Below are 23161 nucleotides of genomic sequence, written 5' to 3'. Positions count from 1 at the left end.
GTGAAGAACGGGTGGGGTCGACTCAGCGACGGTTGGCTCGTCGATCCGCGACGCGTCGGTCGACAGCGGTGGCGACGACCAGGACGACCCCGATCGCGGCCCAGAGGACAGCCAGCCCGACAGCGAGCCCCAGCGGGTAGTCGCGGTCCGGTAGACCCGGGTTCGGAGGCGCCGAGGGTGGTCGCCACAGCAGGGGCACCGCGATCAGCAGCAACGTGGCGCTGGCCGTCAGGCCCGCGGCGATCCAGGCCAGACGTGACCGGTTCGTCACCAGTCGACCCAGCGTCAACCCGACCAGTCCGACCAGCGGTGCCACCAGGACGTCGTGCAGCACCGGGCCGCCGATCAGCCACGGCAGGGCGGCGCCAAGCTGGGGGAGGAGCAGCCAACCGCCGTACGCGGTGGCCGCGGCACCGACCACGAGCAGGAGCAGCCGGACGGTTCTCACCGCAGCACCTCCAGCCGGGCCACCCACTTGGTCTGCAGGACGCCCGGCCGGCTCGGCGCGATGAGTCGACAGGGGTAACCGTGGTCGGGCGACAGCTGCTCGCCATTGATCCGCAGGGCGAGCAGGGTCAGCGGGTCGCGGACATGGGCCGCAGGGAGTGTGCTCGCCGCGTACAGGCCGTCGGTCTCCAGTGAGGTGACCCGAACCGGTCGGCCGGTCGGTGCGCCGGCCCGTCGGAGCAACTGAACGACGGGCACGCCGGTCCAGTGGGCCGAGGCGCTCCAGCCCTCGACGCAGGCGATCGGCAGTTCCGCCGTACGTTGCGGCAGAGCCGCCAGGTCGGCCAGGGACAGGGTGTCCCGCCCGCCCGGCCAGACGATCTCCAGTCGCCAGTCGGGTGGAACGGCGATGCGCGCGGCAGCCGCCGTACGGTTGATCGGTACGCCCTGCGGCCCGGACGCGGAGCGCCACGCCAGCGGCGACACCCGACGTAGCCACGGCACGGTGACCCCGGCGGTGGCCAGCACGGCGATGCCGGCGACGCCCGCCGAGGTACGCAGGAACGCGCGTCGCTCGGACGAGTCCCGATCGTCAGCCCTCGGCGTCGCGGCCCGCACCGCTCTCCTGGGTCGCAGTGGCGTGCTCAGCGCCGCGCGAGCGACCGGGAGCTTCACCGCGACGTGCAGCAGCATCGCCCCGACCACCAGCCAGGCGACCGCGTAGTGCGCCGTCGGGAAGAAGAACCCCCACGGGTACGACTGGGCGACGTTGAACAGGCCCGTGACCAGTTCGAAGAACGCGGCGCAGACCAGCACCAGGACGGAGATCCGTTCGAGGGCGTGTGCGGACAACCGGATCGGCTGACGTAGGGGCGGACGGACAAACAGCCGGGGGTAGACACTCCACAGCTTGGCCAGTAGCAACGGGATCGCCGCGACACCGGAGAGCACGTGGACGCCCTGGGTGACCCGGTACAGGCTCACCGGTCGGGTCGGCCAGGTGAACCAGCCCGGCGGGTGCTGGATGTAGTGACTGAGCAGCCCGGTGCCGAAACACAGCCCGAACGCCACAGCGAGCCAGAGACCGAGCCGTGCGGTGACCAGCGGTGAGTGCGAGGGCGCGGTGAAGTCCTCGGGTACGGGGACGCGTGGCCGGCGGATCATGAACGCGCCAACTCGGCGAACCAGCGTGGACCGAGCCGGAAACGGTCGACGACCCGCAGGCCGGCAGCGGCGGCGGCACCGGCCACCGCCTCCGCCCCGACCCGCGCCCAGCGAAACACCGGCCCGCGCAGTTCCCGATCGGCGGACGCTCCGGACAGGACGTACGCCTGCCCCTGCCACAGCCCGGCACCCGGGGGTTCCACCTCGACCACCAGCGTTCCGTCGGCCGCGATCAGGGCGCTGCACCGGTGCAGCAGGCGGACCGGGTCGCCGCCGATGCCGATGTTGCCGTCGATGAGCAGGGCGTGCGCCCACCTACCCTCGCCGGGAAGGGGTTCGAAGACGTCGCGTCGTAGGGCCACCACACCCCGGCCCTGGGTCAGACGTACCGCCTCGGCGGAGATGTCCACTCCCAGTGCGACGAGGCCGCGCTGGGCGAGTGCCCTGGTCAGCCGGCCGGGGCCGCAGCCGAGATCGATCGTGGGCCCCGTGCAGCGTGCGGCGACGGACTCGATTTCCGGCTCGGGCGGGCCGTGCCAGCGCCGTACCGGCAACAGGTCACGTCGCCCGTCGGTGTGCACCAGCCAATGGTCGGGTTGGGTCGCAGGTCTCGAGGTGACCGGCGTGCCGTAGGCGTCCTGATCGGCGGACCACCCGCCGAGTCTGCCCAGCACCACGTCGAAACCGTCGAGACTGATCGTCGAATTCACCGGGGGCGTCCGCTCAGCAGATGGCCGCCCACCGACGCGACGGCGTCCGCGAACCGGGTGCCGGGTAGGTCAGCTCCGACCGCCAGCGCCGACGACCAGTCGTCGACATCCCGCAGCACGGGCAGGATCGCCGGTTGTACGCCGTGCCCGCGCAGCGCGGCCAGGGTGCGGCGCCCGGTGTCGTCGGTCGACATGGGTACGTCGCGTAACGCGCTCGCGTACCTTGGATCGCGTAACCCGAGTGCCCACCAGCCGCCATCCAGCGCCGGTCCGAACACCGCCTCGTGTTCGGCGAGCCGATCCAGTGCGCTGGTGAGCACTGCCGGCCGGATCTGCGGGGTGTCCATGCCGATCTGCAGCACCGGCCGGCCGGGAAATGCCGCAGCGGAGTCGGCGTGGGCGTTCGCGAGGCGGTCGGCGAACGTGCCGCCGCGCTGCGGAAGCAGGTGCCAGCCCGCCAACGCGGCGGTCAGCTCAGCGCCGAACTCGGCATCGGCGAACCGACCGGCATGGGCCAGCACCGGAATGGCCGAGGCGGTGGCGCGCACCGCCGCGAGGGTGTCCAACAGCGACGCCGCCGCTATCCGGGCCGCCTGGGTGGGATCGGCGGGCGGGCAGAGGCGCGTCTTGGCCTGCCCGGGGACCGGTGCCTTCGCGACCAGGAGCAGAACGTTCACCGGACACCACCGGCGTCGGCGCGCAGCACTCCGGCGAAGTCCCGGGTCGCCCGCCACGTGCCCCGGACCGACCCGGAGACCTTCGAGCTGGTGCCGGCGGCCCGGGGCGCGTACGCGACGTCCAGTTCGAGGATCCGCCAGCCCGCTCCGGCCGCGCGCAGCAGCAACTCCAGGGGGTAGCCGAACGCGCGGTCGTTGACACCGAGGCCCAGCAGCTCCGCCCGGTGGGCCACCCGGATCGGGCTGATGTCGTACACCGGCACGCCGCGCCGCCGCAGCAGGGCCGCGACCAGCGCGTTCCCGGCGCGGGCATGCCACGGCCAGGCATCTGCCGAGACCGGCCGACGCCGCCCGACGGCGAGATCGGCCCGCCCGTCGAGCACCGCCGAGACGAGCCTGGGCAACTCGGCCGGGTCGAACGAGCCGTCCGCGTCGAGCACGCAGACCAGATCCGCCTCCGCCGCCAGCAGGCCGGCGTGCACGGCCGCGCCGTACCCGCGTCGCGGCTCGTGGACGACCCGGGCCCCGTACTCGGCCGCGACGACCGGCGAACCGTCGGTGGAGCCGTTGTCGACCACGATGGCGCGGTAGCCGGGCGGAAGTCCGCTCAGTACGGCAGGCAGTGCGGCCGCCTCGTCCAGACACGGCAGCACCACGTCGATCGTTGTGTGCATACCGGCGACGCTAGGCCCGCCACCGGCCGTCCGGACCGCGGTTTCTCCTTACGAATCGCTTACACGGCAACGGATCTTACGACTCGCTGACGTCTCACCGTGCGGCCATCGAATCCCTGGTCGGAGGTCGTAGCGTCGGCCGTCACCATGACCATGATGACCCGGCCGGGACGACCCCGGTCCGCTGACCTGATCGTCCTCGGTGCCGAGGTGGCACTGCTCGCCGTCGCCGTCGCCGTCGGCGCACTGCTCAACCGGCAGGGTGTGCGGCTTCATGCTGACGCGGCGCCGATCTACGCCTCCTGGCAGCCCCATCTGGGGCCCGGCACCCCCGTGGCGCTGCTCGTCGCGGCGCTGTTCGTCTGGCGGGGCACGCGCTGGGGGACCGACACGCCGTGGCCGCGGCTGCTGGCGGTCGGCTATCTCGCCTCGCTGCTCTGGACGCTGTCGTTGGCCCTGGTGGACGGCTGGTCCGCGGGGTTGACCGAGCGGCTCACCGTGCAGGCCGAGTACCTGCACGAGTTGCCCCGGGTGACGGACGTCGGCATCATGGTGTCCGGCTTCGCCGACCGGATTCTCGACTTCCAGCCCGATTCGTGGTCCACCCACGCCGCCGCTCACCCACCGGGCGCGTTGCTGTTCTTCGTCTGGCTGGAGCGGATCGGCCTGGGCGGCGGGACCGCCGCCGGGCTCGCCTGCGTGCTGCTCGGCGCCACGGTGTCGGTGTCGGTTCCGGTGACACTGCGGGCACTCGGCGCCGAGGACGCCGCCCGGGCGGTGTGGCCGTTCCTGGTGCTCCTGCCGGGGGCGGTCTGGGTGGGCGCGTCCGCGGACGGGATCTTCGCAGCGGTGGTCGCGGCCGGGCTGGCGTTGCTGGCGGTGGGTGGCCGACCGGGGGCCGCACTGGGCGGGTTGCTCCTCGGCTTCGCGCTCTACCTGTCGTACGGGTTCGTCCTGGTCGGGTTGCTCGCGTTGACAGTGGTGCTGCTCCGGGCGCGGGACCGCCTCGGCGTGCTCCTGGTCGCGGCGGCGGCGGTCACGGCTGTCGCCGCCGTGTTCACCCTCGCCGGCTTCTGGTGGCTGGACGGCTACCACCTGGTGGCGCGTCGTTACTACCAGGGTTGGGCGGCGGAACGTCCGTACGGCTACTGGGTCTGGGCGAATCTCGCCGCCCTGCTGCTCTCGGCCGGTCCGGTGATCGGGCCGGCGCTGCGGCGGGTGGTGTCCGCCGTGTCGATCCGAGCACCGCACCCACCACTCGCGCCGGCCCTCCGGCAGCGGATCGCCAGCGCCGGGCCCACTGTGTGGTTGCCCATCGCGGCGACGGCGGCGGTGCTCGCGGCGGACCTGTCCGGGCTCAGCAAGGCCGAGGTGGAGCGGATCTGGCTACCGTTCGCCGTCTGGCTGCTGGTCGCCACCGCGCACCTGCCCCACGGTCACCGACGGTGGTGGTTGGCGGCCCAGGCCGCCACGGCTCTCGCCGTCAACCACCTACTCTGGACGGTGTCGTGACCGATGCCGAATCCCGCATCACGGCGGTGGTGAAGTCGGCGATGCCAGCGGTGAAGCCGACTCGGGCGGTGAAACCGAGCGCCCGGGTGGCGCGCGCCGGATCGGCCACGACGTGCCGTACGTCCGCCGTCCGCCCGCCCCCGACCGTGACCGGCGCCGGCCCGCCCATCGCCGACGCCAGCTCGTGGGCCAACTCGCCGACGGTGTGCGGCTCACCCGAGCAGACGTTGACCGGGGTCAGGGGATCCGGTGCCGGTGTCGTCAGGGCCAGCAGGTTGGCCATGGCCACGTCGGTCACGTGCACGAAGTCGCGCCGTTGCCGGCCGTCCTCCAGCACCCGGGGCGATCGCCCGGCGGCCAGGGCGGACCGGAAGATCGACGCGACCCCCGAGTACGGAGTGTCACGAGGCATTCGCGGACCGTAAACGTTGTGGTAGCGCAGGGCCCAGACCGACCCGCCGGTCTGCCGGGCCCAGGCGCCGGCGAGGTGTTCCTGGGCCAGCTTCGTGGCGGCGTACGTGCTGTGCGGCTCCAGCGGTGCGTCCTCGGGCACGAGACCGGGGGAGAGTGCCTGGTCGCAGCGAGGGCAGGTCGGCTCGTACCGGCCCTCGGCCAGGTCGACGGCACGGCGGCCGGCGGGCCGGACGATCCCGTGGGTCGGGCAGTGGTAGCGGCCCTCGCCGTAGACCACCATCGAGCTGGCCAGCACCAGTCGGCGTACCCCGGTGGCGTGCATCGCCGCGAGGACGGTGGCCGTACCGAGGTCGTTGTGCGCGGCGTACCGGGGGGCGTCGGCCGGGTCGATGCCATGGCCGACCATGGCTGCCTGATGGCAGACCGCGTCGACCCCGGCGAGTAGCCGGGTCAGCAGATCGCTGTCGCGTACGTCGCCGACCACCAGGTCGTGCCGCTCGGTCCAGGGCGGTGCTGTTGCGCCGTGCGCCTCCGGCAGGAGCGCGTCCACGGCCACCACCTCGTGCCCGTCTTCGGTGAGCAGGTCGGCGACGTGGGAGCCGATGAACCCGGCCGCACCGGTGACAAGTATCCGCATTCCGGTCACCGTATGACGTCGCGTACGCCCGCTCGGGTTTTCGCACGCAGCCGTAAGAACCTCGCAAGCTTTGCCGGGGCTGGCGGACCCCGGTGCGTGGCTACGCTGGGCCGATGGACATCTGGGGGAGACGTTGACGGCGCGGGACGGGGAAGGTCCGTGACGCAGCGCGTGCTGGTGGTCGACGACGACCAGACAGTGAGCGATGTCATCCGTCGTTACCTCGAGAACGACGGCTTCCAGGTCAGCCTCGCGGCGGACGGCGCGGCGGCACTGGCGGCGGTTGAGCGTCAGGCGCCACACCTGGTCGTGCTCGATCTGATGCTGCCCCGGGTCAACGGCCTGGAGGTGTGCCGGGCGCTGCGGGTACGGCCGGACGGCGTACCGATCGTCATGCTGACCGCACGCGGTGACGAGGCCGACCGGATCCTCGGGCTGCAACTCGGCGCGGACGACTACCTGACCAAGCCCTTCTCACCCCGGGAACTGGTGCTGCGGGTCCGTTCGGTGCTCCGTCGGGCCGGCGGTGGGGCACCGCCCGAGCGGCCGGAGGCGCTCACCGACGGCAATCTGGTGGTGCACACTGCCTCCCGAACCGCCCGCCTCGCCGGTGCCGATCTGGCGCTGACGCTGCGCGAATTCGACCTGCTCGTCCACCTCATGCGGCATCCGTCCCGGGTCTTCGGCCGGGCCGAACTTCTGGAGCAGGTCTGGGGCTGGAACTTCGGGGACCACTCGACGGTGACAGTGCACGTACGCCGGCTGCGAGAGAAGATCGAGGCCAACCCGGCCGATCCGCAGCGGATCGTGACCGTCTGGGGCGTCGGCTACCGCTACGAGCCGGCCAATGCGTGACGTACTCCTGATCTTCGCGATCGCCCTCGGCGCGGCACTCGGCATCGGGCTCGCCGGTGCGGTGCTGCTCCGCGCGCTTCGACGCAGCTCGATCACCGTGCACCTCAACGTGCTGCTCACCACCACTGTGGTCGCTGTCGCCGTCGGGGTGATGGCGGTCGCGGAAGCGATGTTCCTCTCCGCGCACGACAGTGAGGTGGTCCTGATCACCGTCGCGGCGGCAGCTGTGGTCAGCCTCGCCGTCGGCGGGCACTTCGGCCGGCGACTGGCCCGCGCCGCGGTCTGGCGCGACCAGGCCCGGGAGCGGGAACGGCAACTGGAGAAGGGCCGGCGCGACCTGGTCGCCTGGGTCTCCCACGACCTGCGGACCCCGCTCGCCGGGCTGCGGGCCATGGCGGAGGCGCTGGAGGACCGGGTGGTGCGTGATCCGGACACGGTCGACGAGTACCACCGGCGCATCCGACTGGAGACCGACCGGATGACCCGACTCGTCGACGACCTGTTCGAGCTGTCCCGGATCAACGCGGGAGCGCTGCGGTTGTCGCTGACCGCGGTGCCGCTCGGAGAGGTGGTCTCGGACGCGCTGGCCAGCACCATCCCCCTGGCCGACGCTCGCCGGATCAAGCTGATCGCCAGCGAGTCGGGGTGGCCCACAGTTGCCGCGAGCGAGCCGGAGCTGGCTCGGGTCGTGGCCAACCTGCTGCTCAACGCGGTCCGTTACACCCCGGAGGACGGCACCGTACGCATCGAAGCCGGCCGGGAGGACGACCACGCCTGGCTGTCGGTTGCCGACACCTGTGGCGGCATTCCCCCGGCCGACCTTCCCCGGGTGTTCGACATCGCGTTCCGTGGTGAACCAGCCCGGACCCCTGGCCCCGGCGACGGTGGGGCGTCCGGAGGGCTCGGCCTGGCCATCGTCCATGGCCTGGTGGAGGCGCACGGCGGTCGGGTCGAGGTGCGCAACACCCCCGACGGCTGCCAGTTCATGGTCCGCCTGGCGACCGCCTGAGGGCACGAACGCTCGAAGTGGCGGGATGAGGCCGTCGGTCTGCGCCGGCCCCATCCCGTTGTCAGAGGGCGAGGATCAGGCGTCGGCGTGCTGGGCGGCGACGTCGAGGATCCAGGTGATGCCGAAGCGGTCGGTCAGCATCCCGAACGCCGGTGCCCACTGCGTCGAGCCGTACGCCTCGACCACGGTGGCGCCATCGGCCAGCTTCTCCCACAGTGCGCCAACCTCTTCGACACTCTCGCCGCGGACGGACAGGAAGAACGGCTCGCTGGTCAGCGTCACGCCGTGCTCGCGCCGCGTGGAGGGCGGCGGGGCGATGCCGGCTCCGGCCTGGCTGGGCACGTCGTAGGCCATGACGCGGAATCCGTCGTCGGTGGCGACCTGGCCCCAAACGGCCTTGCCGGCGTCGGGCAGCTCCTTCGGCATCCCGAAATCGCCGTACGTGATCACCATGATCTCGCCGCCGAACACCGAGTGGTAGAACTCCAGCGCCTCCCGGGCATTGCCCCGGAAGTTGAGGTGGGCAGTCGTGGTGATGCTCATCAAGACTCCTGGTGAAAGTTGTTTCCGGTCACGGTGTCCGGCCGGCGTCAGCACCAAGGGTTGACGACGTAGGTGACAGGATGTGTCACCTACTGCGGATAGATTCCATTCATGCCGAAGACCTCGGGTCGACTGTTGGCCCTGTTGTCGCTCCTCCAGGCGCGCCGCGACTGGCCGGGAACGCTCCTGGCCGAGCGGCTCGACATCAGCCTGCGGACGGTGCGCCGTGACGTCGACCGGCTGCGCGAGCTCGGCTACCCCATCGCGGCAGCGAAGGGTCCCGACGGTGGCTACCGGCTCAGCGCCGGCACCGAACTACCGCCTCTGCTCTTCGACGACGAGCAGGCCGTCGCTCTCACCCTCGCGCTGCAGATCGCCGTCACCACCCTGGGCGACGGCACCGGCGAAGCGGCAGCACGCGCGTTGACCACGATCCGGCAGGTCATGCCGTCCCGGCTCCGGCACCGCGTCAACGCCCTCCAGGTCACCGCCGTCGAGCGGCCCGTCACCCTACCGGCCGCCCCCATCGACGACGACGTGCTCCTGGCGATGAGCTCCGCCGTGCAAGCCCACGAGACCCTCCGCTTCGGCTACGGCTCCGAGACTCTGGACATGCCTCCGCGCCGCGTCGAGCCGCACCACCTCATCACCTGGGACGGACGCTGGTACCTCGTCGCGTGGGACCTCGACCGGTCAGCCTGGCGTACCTTCCGCGCCGACCGGATCACCCTGCGCATCCCGAACGGACCGCGCTTCACGCCGAGGGAACTGCCCGGCGGCGACGTGACCAGCTTCGTCACCGGCAGGTTCCGCGGTGCCGACGACGGCGTCATCGGCTGGCCCTGCCAGGGCACCGCCATCCTCGACCTGCCGGCCGCCACCGTGGCCCTCTACACGCGCGACGGGACCGTCGAGGACCTTGGTTCGGACCGCTGCCGGCTCACTCTCGGCTCGTGGTCCTGGCCCAGCCTGGCCGCCGCCATCGCCCGGTTCGACACCGAGATCGACGTTGTCGGCCCCGCCGAGCTTGTCGACGCCTTTGGCCACCTGGCCCGCCGCTTCGCCAGGACCGCCGCCAGCGCAACATCGTCGACCAGTTCCCAGCACACGGCGATCACCGCGAACCCCGTCCCTACCGTGGTCGCTCCGACCTTCCGCCCGTTGGTGTGTTCGCCGGCCGTGGCCCTCGCAGACCAGACCGCATCGGAGTGACGTGCTGCGCCATCGAATCCGTCCACGGCCGCGAATTGACGGTGGTGGGTCTCGACGCGGTCTCGGGCACCCCGGTCGTCGACCTGAAGCCGACGATGATGGAGTTCGTCGCGGTGAACGTCGAGCAGCCGGAATGGGTCAGCCGCCTGATGTCGGAGTACTTCCAGCCTTGAGCGGTACCCAGCCGCTGTCAGGTGCGCCGGTCGATGGGGTGTCCGCCTCGCGGGACCACACCGTTTGCCGGGTCTGACTACGCTCTCCACTGTCTCGGACGCGATCGATGGAGGGCGCATGTCGGTGAACGAGCCGGCGAGCGGGGAGTTCGCTCGCATGCTGGACGCGACGGTTGGCGCGTTGCGCGCCGCCGGCGCTGCGCCGGAGGACGAGGAGGCCGCGCGCCTGCGTCGGGTCGGTGAGTCCGCCGAGGGGCAGGTCCGTGCCGAGTTTGGCGCTGATGGCCGGTTGGAGTCGCTGACGCTGGACCCACGGATGATGCGGCTCGGCGCGGCCGAGGTCTGCGACCACGTGATCGCGGCAGTGAATGCGGCGATCGACTCGATGCGCGGCGGCGGTCCGGCGGTGGCCTCCGGCGACCTCTCGCAGCTCACCGAGCAGTTGGAGCAGGTTCGTGACACGGCCGTGCCGCGGCTCGGTGCCTTTTTGCAGGCGCTCACGGACGCGCAGGAGCGGATGGCCCGAGGAGGTTCCCGGTGAACGGCTTCGAGGTCGAGCCCGCGCTGCTGCGTTCCGGCGGCGACGAGGTCATCGGCGCCGCCGAACGCTTCATCGGGCAGTTGGAGAGCTTCGAGGCGAAGATGCAGGGGTACGGCGAGCCGTGGGGTGCCGACGACATCGGCTCGCTGATCGGCATCGCGTACACGGAGGCGTCCACCTGGGTCCTGGACTGCATCGGCGTGGCCGCCGAGGAGATCGGCTCGGCCGGCAGCGACCTGACGAAGATGGCCGACAACTTCGAGCTGGTCGAGGAAGCCGCCGCGGGCGCGCTGCGGGACATCCAGGGAATGCTGGGGTGACGGCATGGGACTCCAACTGCCGGGTGAGCTGATCACGGCACTCGGCTGGATCGGCTACACCTGGCCCGAGGCCGACGAGGAAAAGCTGTTCGAGATGGGCCAGGCCTGGCTGGACTTCTCCGGCACGGTCGCTGACGCCTCCGGGGAGGCCGGTTCGGCTGCGGCGGCGATCTGGTCGCAGCACCAGGGCGAGTCGATGCAGGCGTTTCAGAAGTGGTGGTCCAACCCGGAGAGCGGCCCGGGAACCCTGTCGGACTACTCCCAGGCCGCGATGTTGATCGGGACCGGTCTGATCATCGCCGCCGCGATCGTGCTCGCGCTGAAGATCCAAGTGATAGTGCAGCTCGCGATCCTCGCCTTCGCGGTGGCTCAGGCGATCGCCACCGCCGTCGTCACGTTCGGCGCGTCGCTGGCCGAGGTCCCGATCTTCCAGATGATCACGCGAGAGATCGTCGGTCTGCTGATCGACCAGGTGATCCAGGAGCTCCTCGATGCCTAGCAGGGCACCGAAGAGCTCGAAGAAGCGCGGCGGCGCGGGCAAGCCGAGGGTTGGCAAGGGCGTCCGCGCGGCGGTGAAGAAGGCCGCCGCCAAGCCGGTGGTGCGCAACAACGACCTGCCCGAGGTCACGATCAAGGTGCAGCGCAGGCCGTTCCACGCGCGCGGCCAGTTCGACCGAAAGATGAACGCACTGAAGAAGCTCAGCGACGAGGGCAAGCTGTTCAAACAGGCGAACCCGGTCGCCCGGGACGAGACAATCACGAAGGCCTACAAGAAGCGCATCCGGCAGAAGATCTTCGACAAGTACTGGCCCCACGACAAGAAGATGGCGAACGCCCTCGCCGCCCGACTCCGTAAGCAGCAGCCCGACCATGTGTGGGAGCTGCAACTCGGCGGCGCAGACGACGTTAGTAATCTGAAGCTCCTGCACGGTAAAACGAACTGGGATGTCGGCGGGCAAATTTGGCGGCAGATCATGCACCTGCCCGATGGCACACCGATCCGAATAGAGGTGGTGGATTGAATCCCGAGTTGCGGGAGCTCATCGCGGAGCTGCGTACCGACCTGGAGGCGGACCAGCCGGCGACGCTGGCATGGGCCCAGATCAACGAGGGCGCTCCGGCCGACCAGATTCCCGCCGAGCTGCCGCAGCCGGTCCGGGAGCTGCTGGAGACCGCCAACGGCATCCTGGCCGGCGCGTTCGACCTGCCCGCAGTCGCGGATCTCGACGACATCCAGTACTACATCGAGCAGATGCCCGAGTTCACCGGCGTCGCCGACGAGCCCGCCGAGTGGCTGGTCATCGGCACGCGGAACGACGAACCGCTGCTGATCCGACGCGACACCGGCGCGGTCTGGTACTTCCCGGCGGAGACCACCGACGAGTGGTTCATGCGTGAGCTGTTTCTCGACGTCGCGCCGGACCTCGACTCGTTCCTCGCCTACTACGTCTTCGGCGCCGGGTACGGGGAGGTCGGCTTCGACGACGACGAGTGGTGGGGCTTCCTCGACGAGCGCGGTCTGACCACGCCCGGTGACGATGACGAGGAGGCGGACGATTGACCGCGACACATGAGGAGCTCACGGCGCTCTGGGGCGCCGATGGGATGATCTACTTCCCGGTCGACCGGTTCGACGACGTCCTCGGCCCGCTGACGCCAGAGGTCTTCCCGCCGTTCGGGGCCATCCCGGTCGACGTGCCTATCCTGTTCACTGTCGACGTCGACATCTCCGGCATGGAGTTGTTCTCCAAGCTGAAGATCGAGATCGGCGAGGCCAGCCCGCGCATCCACATCGTCCTCGGCAGCTCACCCGAGGACCCGCAGCTGCTCTTCTGCCTCGACGCGCTGACCGGAGCCGTCGTGTTGCTGGACCTGGAAACCCCGAACTTCGAGGCGGTCAACGCGACCTTCGCCGCGTTCGTCGAGTTCCTCTACCGGCTCGGGCAGCTCATCGCCACGGACCCGGGCGGTCGGGCCCGCGCCGCGCGAGCTGCCGCGATCCGCGAGGAACTGATGGGCGTCGACCCGTCTGCGTTCGCCGACCCGAAGTCCTGGTGGAGCATGGCCTTCGATCAGCTGGAGTCCACCAGCGGCTAGCCTCGCCGCGGCCGGCCCGGCCGGGATAGGACAGGCGCCGTCGAGTCTGCGCTGTTGGTTCACCGCGCTCGCGGCACCGATATGGACGCGACCGGCTGCTCCGACGGTGCTGTCTCTCGATGCCATGCCTCGGCGAGGATGGCGTAGGTGTAACCGTCGACCCAGCCCAGATCGGTGTGCCAGGAATCGCCGACGCCGTGCTGCTCACGACGCATGCCGACCTTTTCGAGGATGCGCACCGAGGCGAGGTTGTCAGCGAAGCAGCCAGCGGTGATTCTCCGAATGCCCAGCCGGTTGAATGCGTGCGCCACCACCGCGGTCACCGCCTCGGTTGCGTACCCACGTCCGCCGTAGGCTGGATCGAAGATGTAGCCGAGCTGGGCCTCGGTCCGTGGTGGCATGCCGGGTTGACCCATGCCGTCGACGACGTCGAGCGAGACGGTTCCGATCACCACGCCGTCGAGCGTGGCCGCCATGCTGTGGTCGTCGGGGTCTGCGGCCGCGCGTCGCCATGCCGCGCGGTAGGAGGCAGGGTCGACCTGCGTGCGGAGTAGCCAGCGCGTGACCTGCGGCAGATTGCGGTACTCCAGGATCCGGTCGACGTCCTCGTCCCGCACCGGGCGAAGCTCGAGGCGTTCAGTGCGTACGGTGGTGTTCTCCATGAGGCGGGACGCTAGTGGACGCACCCCGGCGAGACGCCCGAATATCAGTCCGATGCCCCCGCCCCATCCTCACTGGCACAGGGCGCACGGCTCAGTCGACCCGCTGGGCCAGCACCTGCCCCGGCCAGGATCCCGCCAGGAAGGTCTCGGTGGGAGTGAACCCGTGGCGCTCGTAGTACGCCACCAATTCGCCGCCGCCGCCCGCCCAGCAGTCGACCCGTAGCAATCGCACGCCGGCTCGCCGGGTTTCCTCCACCGCGTGTGCCAACAGGGCCGACCCGAGTTTCCGGCCGGCGAATCGTCGGTCGGAGACCAGTAGGCGGACGAAGCGCTCGGGTTCTTCCGCAGGCGCGATCGGTGCCCGGGGGTCGGGCCCGGAATCCAACACCAGGGCTGCGGCCGGCGTCCCGTCCACTTCCGCGATGAAGGGGAGACTCTCGGTCAGGTACCGATCGACCTGTTCGGCCCTTTCGGGTTTCTCCGAGAACGGCCTCGTGCCCCACTGCTCGGTGTTGCCGCGATCGTTCATCCAGACCACTGCGGAGTCGAGCATGTCCAAGACGGCGGGTGCGTCGGCCGGGCCACCGCGTCTGATGCGTACGCCGCGGGTGGTGTCGTCCATGCCCGAATGGTAATCCGAGGATCGGTCGATCATGCCGGGGGCATCACCCCTCGTGGCCCCCGCCCCCGGGTCCAAAATCTCCGGAGGCCAGGGTCCGATTCATCGCCGCCAGTAGGCGCTCAAGTGTTCTGCGGTCGCTGTCGGTGAGGCCGCGAAGGATGGCCGCCTCGTTGGCCAGATGTTCCTCGATGAGCCGGTCGGTCAACGCCACGCCGGTCGAAGTCAGCCCGACCACCCTGCCGCGCGCGTCGGCTGCGGAGACCGAGCGCGACACGAGGCCGCGGGCGATCAGTCGGTCCACCCGTTTGGTCACCGCTCCCGTGGTCACAAGCATCCGTTGGCTCAGCTGGCCCGCCGTGAGCGTGTAGGGCTCGCCCTCGCGGCGCAGCGCCGCGAGCACGTCGAAGTCGCCGTTGCCGAGGTCCGCGGCGGCGAACGGCGGTCGCAGGACCTCATCGAGTACGGCGGCCAACTGTTGGATGCGACCGATGATCAGCAATGGAGTGGGGTCGAGGTCTGGTCGCTCGCGACCCCACTGCCCAACGATGTCGGCGATGCGGTCGTCTTCCACTGTTGCATCTTACCTTCCGGGGAAGATAAATTGTCTTCCATGGAAGACAATTCGGCTCGAATGTCAGCTCCGGTGGTCACGGCGTACGTGGACCCGTCTTGCCCGTTCGCCTGGATCACCTCCCGCTGGCTCATGGAGGTCGCGAAGATGCGGCCGCTCACCCTGCGGTTCGAGGTGATGAGCCTCGCGGTGATCAACGAGCATCGTGACCTGGAGCCCTGGTACCGCGAATTCAACGACCGGGCGTGGGGTCCGGCCAGGGTGTGTGTGGCGGCCGCCGCGCAACACGGCTCCGCCGCCCTCGCACGGCTGTACCCGGCGCTCGGCCGCCGGATCCACGACGCCGGCGACAAGGACTTCGACACCGTCGTCCCGCTGGCCCTGGCCGAGGCCGGCCTCCCCGCCGACCTGGCCGACGCCGCCCACCGCAGCGACCTCGACCCGCAGATGCGGGCGAGCACCGCCCACGCACAGCAACTGGTGGGCGAGGACCTCGGCACCCCGACGGTCGTCGTCAACGACGTGGCTTTCTTCGGCCCCGTACTGACCTCGATCCCTCGTGGCGAGGAGGCCGTCCGCATCTTCGACGGCGCTCGCCTGCTCGCCGGCTGCCGGGCTTTCTCCGAGCTCAAACGCGCCCGGTCCGACGGCCTCACGTTCGCGTAACTCCCTCCCGGCCACCGGCGGAGCATGTTCGACGTACTCGACAAGGGATCGATCTTCGTCTGTGACACCAACGGCCCGGGCGAAGTGCCGCCCGCGCGGTACAACAACTGGGTCAAGTACCGGCACAAGGGAAGCGGCTGCCCGAACACCAGCTGATGTGGATGACCGACTACGACATTGTCGGTGGCACCAGGTCCGACCACAGCGGCGTCGTCTTTACGTTCTCCATCCAGAGCTGACGCCTTCGGTCCACCCTTCTCGTACACCCGCCGGGGGGTCGCCTGGTCACTGGGCATCGACTGATCGTCGGCGCGACCCCGGCGACGGGCAACCAGTTTCCGGGGGCAGGATACGAGGGTGATCCTGATCGTTCCCGCGAACCCGCTGCGTCCACGCCATCCGGACGAGCACTTCACTGCCGAGGCTGACGCGGCCCGTGCCGCCGGGTTCCAGGTGGCGGTGGTCGACCACGACGCGTTGGCGCGGGGCGATGACGTACGTCGGGCGGTGGCCTCGGTCTCGGGCAGCGGTGCGGCGGTCTATCGCGGTTGGATGCTGCGCAGTGAGCGGTACGCGGCGTTCGCCGAGGCTCTCGCCGAGCGCGGTGTGGTGTTGAGGACCAGTGGTGAGCAGTATCGGCGGGCACATGAGCTGCCCGGCTGGTACGCGGCGCTGGCGGCGGTCACTCCCGCGTCGGTGTGGACCCGCGGCTCGGATCAGGCAGATCTTGACCGTGCGCGCGTCGCGCTCGGGGCGGGGCCGGCGGTCCTGCGTGACTACACCAAGTCGATGAAGCACTACTGGGACGACGCGGCCTTCATCCCCGAGCTCGACGACGCGGTGGCCGTCTGGAGAGTGGCGAGCCGGTTCCTGGAGTTGCGCGAGGACGACTTCGTGGGCGGGTTCGTGCTGCGCCGCTTCGAGCGGTTCACCTCCGCCGAGGTACGCACCTGGTGGGTCAACGGCCACTGCGTCCTGATCGGCCCGCATCCGGACACCCCGAACGACCGCCCTTCGGTCGAGATCGATTTGGAGCCGGTCGCCCCGATGATCGCCGGGCTCGGTCTGCCCTTCGTCACCGTGGACCTCGCCCTACGCGCCGACGACGTGTGGCGGGTCATCGAACTCGGCGACGGGCAGGTCAGCGATAGGCCGACCACCATGGAGCCCGAAGCGATGGTCGCCGCCCTACTCGACCCGCCACGCCCCTAGCGTGCGCACCGCTGTCGACGACACAGCGGCCAGTTCGGGCTGCGCCGGCAGAAACACCGTAGGTACGCCCAGCGACTGGTTCATCGCCGCGAGCTGGTACTCAGCCCGGAGGTCGGTGGTGTTACGCACTCCGCGGACGATCACTCCTACTTCCCGGAGACGACAGTAGGTGGCGGTCAACCCGCTCCAGGCCGCGACGGTGACCGAGGTCCACTCCACCGGCAGCACCGCCCGGACTGCGGCCGCCCGCTCCTCTTCGTCGCTGCCCGGATGCTTGATGCTGTTGACGGCGACGAGCACGACCACTTCGTCGAAGAGAGCGCGTGCCCGGCTCACCACATTCACATGCCCCGGGGTGAAGGGATGGAAGCTGCCGGGGTAGACGGCTCGCACCCGTACGTGGCCGGGCGTCCGTGCTGTCGGACGCGGCGATTCGGGTGTCACTGCCGCAGGACCCGCTGCGCATCGCGGATGACCTGCTCCGAGGCGATCGGGGCCCACGAGGCGAACAGCTCCCGGAAGTAGGCCCCGTGCCGGTCCGCCATCGCAGGATCGTGCTCGACGACGTCCAGTTCGTTGACGATGCTCAGGTCCACGAGCGACCGAAGTTGAGTCTCGTCGGGCGTCCGCACCTGACCGGCGAAGCGGTCGAACACCTCGCCGGTCGTTGCCAACTCCCGCCAGCTGCGTCCACGGTCGCAGCCGCCGTACAGATAGACGAGTTCCTCGGCGTCGGCGCCAACGAGATCGCGCAGCACGGCACGATCGGTCCGACCAAGCAGGGTGAGGTCGAACCCGTCAGTGCCGTAGACCGGCGTGGGTGAGACCTGCGGCCTGCACGTCACGCGCGCAGCCGAGTGCGGCGAGTCGTTCGCTGACTCGACAGAGGTGGGCGTACAGGTTGCCTCCGGGATGGGCGATCTGCTCAGCTCCCTGCCGGCGGAGCCAGACCCGCACGCCGTCGTCGGTGCTCATGGTCCGACTGTAGGTACCGGCCGTCGGATTTGATGGCCGCCTGACGTGGGCAATTCGTCACAGCGCCGTGGGCACGTCTGGCGACGCGGCGGCCGCGAGCACGTCGACGCGGTCGAAAATGCGGGGTACGCGGAACGCTGGTGCCGCAGGCTGCTTGAGCCAGTGGTGGCCAGCGCCGTTCACCGCCGACAAGCTGCGGTTCGCCACTGCGGAGCACTACATGATGTGGCGCAAGGCCATCCTGTTCGGCGACCGCACGATGGCGGAACAGATCCTCGCCGCGCCGCATCCCCACGCCGCGAAGGTGCTGGGGACGCGTCGCGGGTTTCGATCAGCAGACGTGGAGCGAACACCGCTTCGCGATCGTGGTGGCCGGCAACCGTGCGAAGTTCGATCAGCATCCCGCGCTCCGGGCGTTTCTGCTGGCTACCGGGCAGCGAGTCCTGGTGGAGGCCAGCCCGGTCGACCGGATCTGGGGCATCGGCCCCAACCGCGACGATCAGGCTGCTGGCGACCCCGCCTGTTGGCGAGGACTCAACCTGCTCGGCTTCGCGCTCATGCAGGTGCGAGAGACGCTCGAGGATCAAGGGCGTCAGGGGACGGTTCCGGCGTGACTCCCAGCTTCGCCGGACGTCCGGTGATCTTCCTCGATGTGGACGGACCGCTGATTCCGTTCAAGACCCGACCGGCTGGCCAGAGACGTCCGTCGGGCGTTACGGGCCTGACCGAGGCGGACTTTGTCGCCGTCCATCGATGGCTTCAGGAGGGCCACGGCACGGTCTGACCGAGGGTGTCGATGATGGGTGACGTGACCGGAGCCGTGGGGGAGCGGCAACCGTCGATCCCTTGACACCCGTAGATGCGATCGCTAACACTTGTCCGCAACGCGAACTTAACGAGCCGAACACATTGTGTCTGTGGTCGTGTGACGGCCAAAGGCATCGCGTGCGAACACCTTACCTGTCGCCAGGGCCGCCCAAGCCTGGGCCCGGATACCGCCAGCTCTTGTTAACGCTAACATAGATGATCTTACCGGAGGGGCCGGGATGGTGATTTTGTCGGGAGCATCGACGACGCGTCTACGTGCCCTGCTCGTGCTGTCCGCCGTGGCCGCCGCGGCTGTCGTGGTGGTGGCCGACGGGCCGGCGGATGCCGCCACGCTGCCGACCGGCGCCGTCTCGCTGGAAGCTGTCAACCAGGCCGGACGGTACGTGCGGCACATCGATTATCTCGGTCAACTCGACCCGGTCACCTCCAGCAGCGCCAACCAGACCAAGCTGGATGCCACCTTCACAGCGGTAAACGGTCTCGCGTCGCCGACGTGCTACTCGTTCCAGACCAGGACAGGCATGTTCCTGCGGCACCGCGACTACCGGCTCCGGGTCGACCCGAACACCGGCGACGCGGCGTTCCGGGCCGACGCCACCTTCTGTGCCGTGGAGGGCTCGGTCAGCGGGTCGGTGGCGCTCGTCTCGTACAACTATCCGAACCGGCGGATCCGGCACCGGGACTTCGCGCTCTGGCTCGACGCCTACCAGGACACGGCCGCGTTCCGGGCGGACAGCGCCTTCCGCCTCGTCGCGCCCTGGGCACCCAGGACCAGCAAGGGGCCGGTGATCCCGGGTCTCTTCGCCGACCCGCACCTTGCCGTGTTCAACGGCCGCTACTACCTGTACCCGACCACCGACGGTTACGCGAGTTGGGCCGGCACCTACTACAAGGCGTTCTCCTCGGCGGACCTGGTCAACTGGACCGACCACGGCGTGGTCCTCGACCACGGTCCGGACGTCTCCTGGGCGGACAACTCGGCCTGGGCGCCGGCGGTGGCCAGCGCCAACGGCCGCTACTACCTGTACTTCAGCGGCGGCGCGGCCAGCGGCAACACCGCCAAACAGCTGGGTGTGGCGGTGGCCGACAGCCCCACTGGACCGTTCCGTGACGCGCTGGGCCGGCCGCTGATCCGCAGCGACCAGTTTTCCGGCGGGCAGACGATCGACCCCATGGTGTTCACCGACGACGGGCAGTCCTACCTGTACTGGGGGCAGGGCGTCGCGCGGGCGGTGCGGTTGAACGCCGACATGGTGTCCTTCGACGCGACGCAGGCGCGGGTCATCACCCCGTCGGGCTACAACGAGGCGCCGTTCGTGTTCAAGCGCAACGGTCTCTACTACTTCATGTGGTCGGAGAACGACACGCGCAGCGAGGACTACCGGGTCGCCTACGCCACCGGCTCCTCACCCCTCGGGCCGTGGACAAGGCGCGGCGTGGTGCTGCAGAAGCGCCTCGACGTCGGCATCAAGGGCACCGGTCACCACTCTGTGGTCCGGGCACCTGGCAGCGACACCTGGTACATCGCCTACCACCGCTTCGCCGTACCGACCGGCAACGGCACCAACCGCGAGACCGCCATCGACCGGATGGAGTTCAGCATCGACGGCACCATCCGGCCCGTCGTGCCGACGCTCTAGTCGACTGACAAGCCCCTGCGCGAAGGAGAGACACATGCCGAGAGTTCTCGCCCGGCTCTGCGCGGTTGCGGTGGCCACGAGCCTGCTGTTCGCCACCTGGTCGGCGGCGACACCGAAGGAGGCGGCCGCGCTCGACCCGACCGTCGGCTACCTGATGGCGCACTTCACCGGCGAGTCGTCGACCGACCAGCAGATCTACTTCGCCCACAGCACCGACGGTTTACGCTGGACCGACCTCAACAACGGTGGTCTCGTGCTGCGGTCCACCGTCGGCACCCGTGGCGTCCGCGACCCCGCCCTGGTGCGCTCGCCGGCCGGCGACCGGTACTGGATCATCGCCACCGACCTGTGCATCGGCTGCGGTCAGGACTGGTCGACCGCGATCAACAACGGCAGCCGCAACCTCGTCGTGTGGGAATCCACCGACCTGGTCAACTGGTCGGCGCCGTGGCTGCTGAACGTCGCCGGCGCAATTCCAGACGGGCGCAACGCCTGGGCTCCGGAGGCGATCTGGAACCCGGCCACCGGTGACTACGTTCTCTACTGGGCGACGAACGTCCCGCTCAACGGCGCGACCAAGCACCGCATCTACTCCGCGCGAACGGCGAACTTCCGCAGCGTCACCACACCGCAGGTCTACGTCAACCGACCCGGTAACCAGGAGATCATCGACACCCAGATCGTCGAGGTGCCGGCCGGCGTCGGCGCCTACCGCTACGTCCGGGCCTCCCGGGACGGCCAGATCGCCATTGAGGGCAGCAACTCCATCCTCGGCACCTGGACCAGCCTCGGGAACCTCTCCGGCATCGGGCTGACCGGTGCCCAGGTCGAAGGCCCGATGTGGATGAAGTACAACAACCGTAACGAATGGGTTCTCTACCTAGACCAGTACGCCAGCGGGCGCGGCTACCTGCCGGTCCTGACCACCGATCCGTCGAGCCCGGGCAGCTACCGACTGCCGGCGTCCGGCTCGTACGCGATGGGCGGCACCAAGAAACGGCACGGTTCGATCCTCAACCTGACCGCTGCCGAACAGAACCGGGTGCTCGCCCGCTGGCCCGCCACCGCGGTCAACCGGATCCAGTCGTACAACTTCCAGGACCGGTACGTGCGGCACCACGACTACGACGTCCGCATCGACCCGAACATCAGCCCTGCCCAGGACGGCCAGTGGCGGCTGGTGCCCGGCCTGGTCGGCTCCGGCACCGTCTCCATCCAGTCGGTCAACTACCCGGGCCACTACCTGCGCCACTACGGATACGACTTCCGGCTGGAAGCTAACGACGGCACCGCCACCTTCGCCGCCGACGCCACCTTCCGGCAGGTCGCCGGCCTCGCCAACTCGTCGTGGACGTCGTTCCAGTCCTACAGCCACCCGGACCGCTACCTCCGGCACTACGCCTACTTGCTCCGGCTCGACCCGGTGGCCGACGCGCAGAGCCGTGCCGACGCCACCTTCCGCGTGACCAGCTGAACCTGGTCCCTCTTCAAGGAGTTCCGACTGTGGCACTACATCGACGGGTGCTCTGCGCCCTGGTGGCCGCGTTGACGGCGATGGTTGGCGTCGTCGCCGTCGCGTCGTCGCCGGCCACCGCCGCCACCAACCAGTTCCGCGGCATGAACTGGGCCATGTTGGGTGACAACTTCAAGACCAGCCCGCTCGTCGTGCAGGGCCTGAGCATGTCCGACAGCAACGCAACCGTGCGGGCGAAGGCCAATGCCCTCTACGACGACATGGCGTCCACCATGGGGGTCAACACCATCCGACTGCCCATCAACACCCACACGGTGGGGACGGCCTGGTGGGAGGCGTACCGAGGCGCCATCGACGCGGCCACCGCCCGCGGCTTCAAGGTCATCCTCGCCTACTGGGAGGACGGCGCCGCCTCCGGCGGCAGGATCACGAACCTCGCCGCGTGGAACGCGATGTGGTCCACGGTGACCAACACGTACGGCACGAACACCAACGTCTACTTCGAGCCGATGAACGAGCCGCACGGCTACAGCTCGGCGGAGTGGCGCAACGTCGCCGCCAACTGGCTCAGCTACCACTACTCGGCGGTGCCCGGCCGGGTGCTGATCGGCGGCACCGGCTTCAGCCAGGACCTGCGCGACATCTGCAACGACAGCCGCTTCAACTCGACGCTGCTGTCCTTCCACTACTACGCCTTCTTCTACGGCGCGATGACCTACGACGCCTTCCGCAGCCACATCCAGGCTCGCCTCGGCAACTGTGCCTCCCGCGCGGTCGCGACCGAGTTCGGCGCGCCGATGAACGACGGTCGCAACTACGCCGACGCGAACAGCAGCGACAACTTCGTGCGCTACATCCGGGCCATGGCCCAGGTGATGCGGGACAACCAGATGGGTGGCACCTACTGGCCCGCCCTCGGCGGCAAGACCGGCAGCATCGGCTACGACTGGTACTCGATGTTCGCTCTCACCGGCAGCGGCACCGACCTCAACCTGACTGTCCGTAACACCTCGGGCGCGGACCGGATCCGGTACGCGTGGGGCGACACCGTCGGCGGTGGCCCGACGACACCTCCGCCATCGACGGGGACGTTCTACCGGATCGATGTGCGGCACAGCGGCAAGGCCATGGACGTCCAGCAGCCGAACGCCGACAACGGTGCGCGCGTGGGTCAGTACACGTACGGCGGTAGTGCGTGGCAGCAGTGGCAGTTCCAGGACGCCGGCAGCGGCTACTGGCGCATTGTCAGCCGGCACAGCGGAAAGTGCCTCGACGTGGTGAGCGCGTCGACCGCCGACGGCGCCGAGCTCGTCCAGTACACCTGCGGCAGCGGCACCAACCAGCAGTTCCAGATGCTCACCAACGGCAACTACTTCCAGCTGCGGGCACGACACAGCAACAAGTGCGTGGACGTACCGGCCGCGTCGACCGCGGACGGAGTGGTCCTCAAGCAGTATTCGTGCAACTCCGGCACCAACCAGCAGTGGTCCCGCACTGCGGTCTGAATTGTCGTCTCGACGGAGCCA

Annotated in this window: 32 protein-coding genes and 2 pseudogenes; 20 read left to right on the top strand and 14 right to left on the bottom strand. The window is 69.6% G+C overall.

Translation table 11 applies throughout. From position 1 onward, the window contains the following. Nucleotides 1-22: 22 nt before the first annotated feature. Genes ACIA47_RS04060 through ACIA47_RS04040 form a run of 5 tightly spaced genes read right to left on the bottom strand, consistent with a single transcriptional unit; the run spans nt 23 to nt 3672 of the window. Nucleotides 23-448, bottom strand: a complete 426-nt coding sequence (locus tag ACIA47_RS04060; RefSeq protein ID WP_396705279.1) for a hypothetical protein — start codon at nt 446-448, stop codon at nt 23-25. Further along, on the bottom strand, nt 445-1611 hold the full coding sequence (locus ACIA47_RS04055; protein WP_203118870.1) for a molybdopterin-dependent oxidoreductase: 1167 nt from the start codon (nt 1609-1611) through the stop codon (nt 445-447). Before ACIA47_RS04055 ends, ACIA47_RS04060 begins: the two co-directional genes overlap by 4 nt. Next, nucleotides 1608-2321, bottom strand: coding sequence for a class I SAM-dependent methyltransferase (locus ACIA47_RS04050; RefSeq protein WP_396705277.1), 714 nt, complete (start codon nt 2319-2321; stop codon nt 1608-1610). The genes ACIA47_RS04055 and ACIA47_RS04050 overlap by 4 nt, the downstream gene beginning before the upstream one ends. Next, on the bottom strand, nt 2318-2998 hold the full coding sequence (locus ACIA47_RS04045; protein WP_396705275.1) for a DUF2064 domain-containing protein: 681 nt from the start codon (nt 2996-2998) through the stop codon (nt 2318-2320). The genes ACIA47_RS04050 and ACIA47_RS04045 overlap by 4 nt, the downstream gene beginning before the upstream one ends. Continuing rightward, complete coding sequence (locus tag ACIA47_RS04040; RefSeq protein ID WP_203118872.1) at nt 2995-3672, bottom strand: glycosyltransferase family 2 protein; 678 nt, start codon at nt 3670-3672, stop codon at nt 2995-2997. The genes ACIA47_RS04045 and ACIA47_RS04040 overlap by 4 nt, the downstream gene beginning before the upstream one ends. 147 nt (nt 3673-3819) lie before the next feature. On the opposite strand from ACIA47_RS04040, the gene ACIA47_RS04035 reads away from it, so the two are divergent. Then, nucleotides 3820-5184: a hypothetical protein gene (locus ACIA47_RS04035; RefSeq protein WP_396705272.1), complete on the top strand. Its 1365-nt coding sequence runs from the start codon at nt 3820-3822 to the stop codon at nt 5182-5184. Here the strand turns inward: ACIA47_RS04035 and ACIA47_RS04030 are convergent. Further along, complete coding sequence (locus ACIA47_RS04030; protein ID WP_396705269.1) at nt 5156-6235, bottom strand: NAD-dependent epimerase/dehydratase family protein; 1080 nt, start codon at nt 6233-6235, stop codon at nt 5156-5158. The two genes, ACIA47_RS04035 and ACIA47_RS04030, sit on opposite strands and share 29 nt — an antisense overlap. Nucleotides 6236-6394: 159 nt before the next feature. Between ACIA47_RS04030 and ACIA47_RS04025 the strand changes: the two genes are divergently transcribed. Further along, the gene (locus ACIA47_RS04025; protein ID WP_396705266.1) at nt 6395-7090 is read left to right on the top strand and encodes a response regulator transcription factor; all 696 of its coding nucleotides are present in this window, start codon (nt 6395-6397) and stop codon (nt 7088-7090) included. Beyond that, entirely contained in the window at nt 7083-8099 is a 1017-nt protein-coding gene (locus tag ACIA47_RS04020; RefSeq protein ID WP_396705264.1) for a sensor histidine kinase, read from the top strand. Before ACIA47_RS04025 ends, ACIA47_RS04020 begins: the two co-directional genes overlap by 8 nt. 75 nt (nt 8100-8174) lie before the next feature. On the opposite strand, the gene ACIA47_RS04015 is transcribed toward ACIA47_RS04020, so the two are convergent. Further along, a complete protein-coding gene (locus ACIA47_RS04015) occupies nt 8175-8642 on the bottom strand; it encodes a VOC family protein (protein WP_203118878.1) in 468 nt (155 codons plus the stop codon). Nucleotides 8643-8753: 111 nt separating this feature from the next. On the opposite strand from ACIA47_RS04015, the gene ACIA47_RS04010 reads away from it, so the two are divergent. The 9 genes and pseudogenes from ACIA47_RS04010 to ACIA47_RS03970 all read left to right on the top strand — a co-directional run bounded on the left by ACIA47_RS04010 (nt 8754) and on the right by ACIA47_RS03970 (nt 12985). Then, on the top strand, nt 8754-9854 hold the full coding sequence (locus ACIA47_RS04010) for a helix-turn-helix transcriptional regulator (RefSeq protein WP_396705262.1): 1101 nt from the start codon (nt 8754-8756) through the stop codon (nt 9852-9854). Further along, nucleotides 9851-9895 (top strand): annotated as a pseudogene (locus ACIA47_RS04005) (hypothetical protein); the annotation flags it as partial. The gene ACIA47_RS04010 and the pseudogene ACIA47_RS04005, both read left to right, overlap by 4 nt. 3 nt (nt 9896-9898) lie before the next feature. Then, the gene (locus ACIA47_RS04000; RefSeq protein ID WP_396705359.1) at nt 9899-10027 is read left to right on the top strand and encodes a hypothetical protein; all 129 of its coding nucleotides are present in this window, start codon (nt 9899-9901) and stop codon (nt 10025-10027) included. A gap of 118 nt (nt 10028-10145) precedes the next feature. Further along, complete coding sequence (locus ACIA47_RS03995; protein WP_112583471.1) at nt 10146-10568, top strand: YbaB/EbfC family nucleoid-associated protein; 423 nt, start codon at nt 10146-10148, stop codon at nt 10566-10568. Next, a complete protein-coding gene (locus tag ACIA47_RS03990) occupies nt 10565-10888 on the top strand; it encodes a hypothetical protein (protein WP_203118888.1) in 324 nt (107 codons plus the stop codon). The genes ACIA47_RS03995 and ACIA47_RS03990 overlap by 4 nt, the downstream gene beginning before the upstream one ends. A 4-nt stretch (nt 10889-10892) precedes the next feature. Next, a complete protein-coding gene (locus ACIA47_RS03985) occupies nt 10893-11387 on the top strand; it encodes a hypothetical protein (RefSeq protein ID WP_203118891.1) in 495 nt (164 codons plus the stop codon). Further along, nucleotides 11380-11910, top strand: coding sequence for an endonuclease (locus ACIA47_RS03980; protein ID WP_203118893.1), 531 nt, complete (start codon nt 11380-11382; stop codon nt 11908-11910). The genes ACIA47_RS03985 and ACIA47_RS03980 overlap by 8 nt, the downstream gene beginning before the upstream one ends. Continuing rightward, nucleotides 11907-12449, top strand: coding sequence for an SUKH-4 family immunity protein (locus ACIA47_RS03975; RefSeq protein WP_203118901.1), 543 nt, complete (start codon nt 11907-11909; stop codon nt 12447-12449). Before ACIA47_RS03980 ends, ACIA47_RS03975 begins: the two co-directional genes overlap by 4 nt. After that, nucleotides 12446-12985, top strand: a complete 540-nt coding sequence (locus tag ACIA47_RS03970) for an SUKH-4 family immunity protein (protein ID WP_396705258.1) — start codon at nt 12446-12448, stop codon at nt 12983-12985. Before ACIA47_RS03975 ends, ACIA47_RS03970 begins: the two co-directional genes overlap by 4 nt. A 59-nt stretch (nt 12986-13044) precedes the next feature. Here the strand turns inward: ACIA47_RS03970 and ACIA47_RS03965 are convergent, their stop codons facing one another. The 3 genes from ACIA47_RS03965 to ACIA47_RS03955 form a co-directional block, all read right to left on the bottom strand. Continuing rightward, nucleotides 13045-13647 (bottom strand): GNAT family N-acetyltransferase, encoded by a 603-nt coding sequence (locus tag ACIA47_RS03965; protein ID WP_203118905.1) that lies wholly within the window; start codon nt 13645-13647, stop codon nt 13045-13047. A 91-nt stretch (nt 13648-13738) separates the two neighbouring features. After that, nucleotides 13739-14269, bottom strand: coding sequence for a GNAT family N-acetyltransferase (locus ACIA47_RS03960; RefSeq protein ID WP_396705255.1), 531 nt, complete (start codon nt 14267-14269; stop codon nt 13739-13741). A gap of 43 nt (nt 14270-14312) precedes the next feature. Continuing rightward, a complete protein-coding gene (locus tag ACIA47_RS03955) occupies nt 14313-14840 on the bottom strand; it encodes a MarR family winged helix-turn-helix transcriptional regulator (RefSeq protein ID WP_396705253.1) in 528 nt (175 codons plus the stop codon). 60 nt (nt 14841-14900) lie between these two features. Between ACIA47_RS03955 and ACIA47_RS03950 the strand changes: the two genes are divergently transcribed. From ACIA47_RS03950 to ACIA47_RS03940, 3 genes are all read left to right on the top strand, one after another. Beyond that, nucleotides 14901-15506 (top strand): disulfide bond formation protein DsbA, encoded by a 606-nt coding sequence (locus ACIA47_RS03950; protein WP_396705251.1) that lies wholly within the window; start codon nt 14901-14903, stop codon nt 15504-15506. A 24-nt stretch (nt 15507-15530) separates the two neighbouring features. After that, nucleotides 15531-15662 carry a hypothetical protein gene (locus tag ACIA47_RS03945; RefSeq protein WP_396705249.1) on the top strand — a complete coding sequence of 44 codons (132 nt, stop codon included), beginning with the start codon at nt 15531-15533 and terminating at the stop codon, nt 15660-15662. A gap of 201 nt (nt 15663-15863) precedes the next feature. Beyond that, complete coding sequence (locus ACIA47_RS03940; RefSeq protein WP_396705247.1) at nt 15864-16718, top strand: ATP-grasp domain-containing protein; 855 nt, start codon at nt 15864-15866, stop codon at nt 16716-16718. Here ACIA47_RS03940 and coaD read toward each other — a convergent pair. From coaD to ACIA47_RS03920, 4 genes are read right to left on the bottom strand one after another with little or no spacing between them, the layout of a single operon-like run. Continuing rightward, nucleotides 16695-17111 carry a pantetheine-phosphate adenylyltransferase gene (gene coaD / locus ACIA47_RS03935; protein ID WP_396705245.1) on the bottom strand — a complete coding sequence of 139 codons (417 nt, stop codon included), beginning with the start codon at nt 17109-17111 and terminating at the stop codon, nt 16695-16697. The genes ACIA47_RS03940 and coaD overlap by 24 nt on opposite strands. A 47-nt stretch (nt 17112-17158) precedes the next feature. Then, nucleotides 17159-17563, bottom strand: a complete 405-nt coding sequence (locus ACIA47_RS03930) for a DUF6817 domain-containing protein (RefSeq protein ID WP_396705243.1) — start codon at nt 17561-17563, stop codon at nt 17159-17161. Continuing rightward, nucleotides 17517-17693 (bottom strand): DUF6817 domain-containing protein, encoded by a 177-nt coding sequence (locus ACIA47_RS03925; protein ID WP_396705241.1) that lies wholly within the window; start codon nt 17691-17693, stop codon nt 17517-17519. Before ACIA47_RS03925 ends, ACIA47_RS03930 begins: the two co-directional genes overlap by 47 nt. 57 nt (nt 17694-17750) lie before the next feature. Further along, nucleotides 17751-17876, bottom strand: coding sequence for a hypothetical protein (locus ACIA47_RS03920; RefSeq protein ID WP_396705357.1), 126 nt, complete (start codon nt 17874-17876; stop codon nt 17751-17753). Here ACIA47_RS03920 and ACIA47_RS03915 point away from each other — a divergent pair. The 5 genes and pseudogenes from ACIA47_RS03915 to ACIA47_RS03895 all read left to right on the top strand — a co-directional run bounded on the left by ACIA47_RS03915 (nt 17848) and on the right by ACIA47_RS03895 (nt 23140). Next, nucleotides 17848-18307 (top strand): annotated as a pseudogene (locus ACIA47_RS03915) (NADAR family protein). The gene ACIA47_RS03920 and the pseudogene ACIA47_RS03915 overlap by 29 nt on opposite strands. Continuing rightward, on the top strand, nt 18304-18477 hold the full coding sequence (locus tag ACIA47_RS03910; protein WP_396705239.1) for a hypothetical protein: 174 nt from the start codon (nt 18304-18306) through the stop codon (nt 18475-18477). The pseudogene ACIA47_RS03915 and the gene ACIA47_RS03910 overlap by 4 nt, the downstream one beginning before the upstream one ends. Before the next feature lie 262 nt (nt 18478-18739). Beyond that, nucleotides 18740-20161: a family 43 glycosylhydrolase gene (locus ACIA47_RS03905; RefSeq protein ID WP_396705237.1), complete on the top strand. Its 1422-nt coding sequence runs from the start codon at nt 18740-18742 to the stop codon at nt 20159-20161. Nucleotides 20162-20195: 34 nt separating this feature from the next. Next, the gene (locus ACIA47_RS03900; RefSeq protein WP_396705235.1) at nt 20196-21635 is read left to right on the top strand and encodes a glycoside hydrolase family 43 protein; all 1440 of its coding nucleotides are present in this window, start codon (nt 20196-20198) and stop codon (nt 21633-21635) included. A 29-nt stretch (nt 21636-21664) separates the two neighbouring features. Beyond that, nucleotides 21665-23140: an RICIN domain-containing protein gene (locus tag ACIA47_RS03895; protein WP_396705233.1), complete on the top strand. Its 1476-nt coding sequence runs from the start codon at nt 21665-21667 to the stop codon at nt 23138-23140. Nucleotides 23141-23161 lie beyond the last annotated feature (21 nt).

Source organism: Micromonospora sp. NPDC051227 (genome assembly GCF_044455385.1).
Taxonomy (GTDB): Bacteria; Actinomycetota; Actinomycetes; order Mycobacteriales; family Micromonosporaceae; genus Micromonospora.
This window is presented reverse-complemented; position numbering and strand designations above follow the sequence as displayed.

Bases quoted from the DNA above. Each gene is read 5' to 3' on its own strand.
- ACIA47_RS04055 (WP_203118870.1), bottom strand. From the start codon at position 1,611: ATGATCCGCCGGCCACGCGTCCCCGTACCCGAGGACTTCACCGCGCCC.
- ACIA47_RS04040 (WP_203118872.1), bottom strand. From the start codon at position 3,672: ATGCACACAACGATCGACGTGGTGCTGCCGTGTCTGGACGAGGCGGCC.
- ACIA47_RS04035 (WP_396705272.1), top strand. From the start codon at position 3,820: ATGACCATGATGACCCGGCCGGGACGACCCCGGTCCGCTGACCTGATC.
- ACIA47_RS04030 (WP_396705269.1), bottom strand. From the start codon at position 6,235: ATGCGGATACTTGTCACCGGTGCGGCCGGGTTCATCGGCTCCCACGTC.
- ACIA47_RS04020 (WP_396705264.1), top strand. From the start codon at position 7,083: ATGCGTGACGTACTCCTGATCTTCGCGATCGCCCTCGGCGCGGCACTC.
- ACIA47_RS04015 (WP_203118878.1), bottom strand. From the start codon at position 8,642: ATGAGCATCACCACGACTGCCCACCTCAACTTCCGGGGCAATGCCCGG.
- ACIA47_RS04010 (WP_396705262.1), top strand. From the start codon at position 8,754: ATGCCGAAGACCTCGGGTCGACTGTTGGCCCTGTTGTCGCTCCTCCAG.
- ACIA47_RS03995 (WP_112583471.1), top strand. From the start codon at position 10,146: ATGTCGGTGAACGAGCCGGCGAGCGGGGAGTTCGCTCGCATGCTGGAC.
- ACIA47_RS03985 (WP_203118891.1), top strand. From the start codon at position 10,893: ATGGGACTCCAACTGCCGGGTGAGCTGATCACGGCACTCGGCTGGATC.
- ACIA47_RS03980 (WP_203118893.1), top strand. From the start codon at position 11,380: ATGCCTAGCAGGGCACCGAAGAGCTCGAAGAAGCGCGGCGGCGCGGGC.
- ACIA47_RS03965 (WP_203118905.1), bottom strand. From the start codon at position 13,647: ATGGAGAACACCACCGTACGCACTGAACGCCTCGAGCTTCGCCCGGTG.
- ACIA47_RS03960 (WP_396705255.1), bottom strand. From the start codon at position 14,269: ATGGACGACACCACCCGCGGCGTACGCATCAGACGCGGTGGCCCGGCC.
- ACIA47_RS03950 (WP_396705251.1), top strand. From the start codon at position 14,901: ATGTCAGCTCCGGTGGTCACGGCGTACGTGGACCCGTCTTGCCCGTTC.
- ACIA47_RS03945 (WP_396705249.1), top strand. From the start codon at position 15,531: ATGTTCGACGTACTCGACAAGGGATCGATCTTCGTCTGTGACACCAAC.
- ACIA47_RS03925 (WP_396705241.1), bottom strand. From the start codon at position 17,693: ATGAGCACCGACGACGGCGTGCGGGTCTGGCTCCGCCGGCAGGGAGCT.
- ACIA47_RS03905 (WP_396705237.1), top strand. From the start codon at position 18,740: ATGGTGATTTTGTCGGGAGCATCGACGACGCGTCTACGTGCCCTGCTC.
- ACIA47_RS03900 (WP_396705235.1), top strand. From the start codon at position 20,196: ATGCCGAGAGTTCTCGCCCGGCTCTGCGCGGTTGCGGTGGCCACGAGC.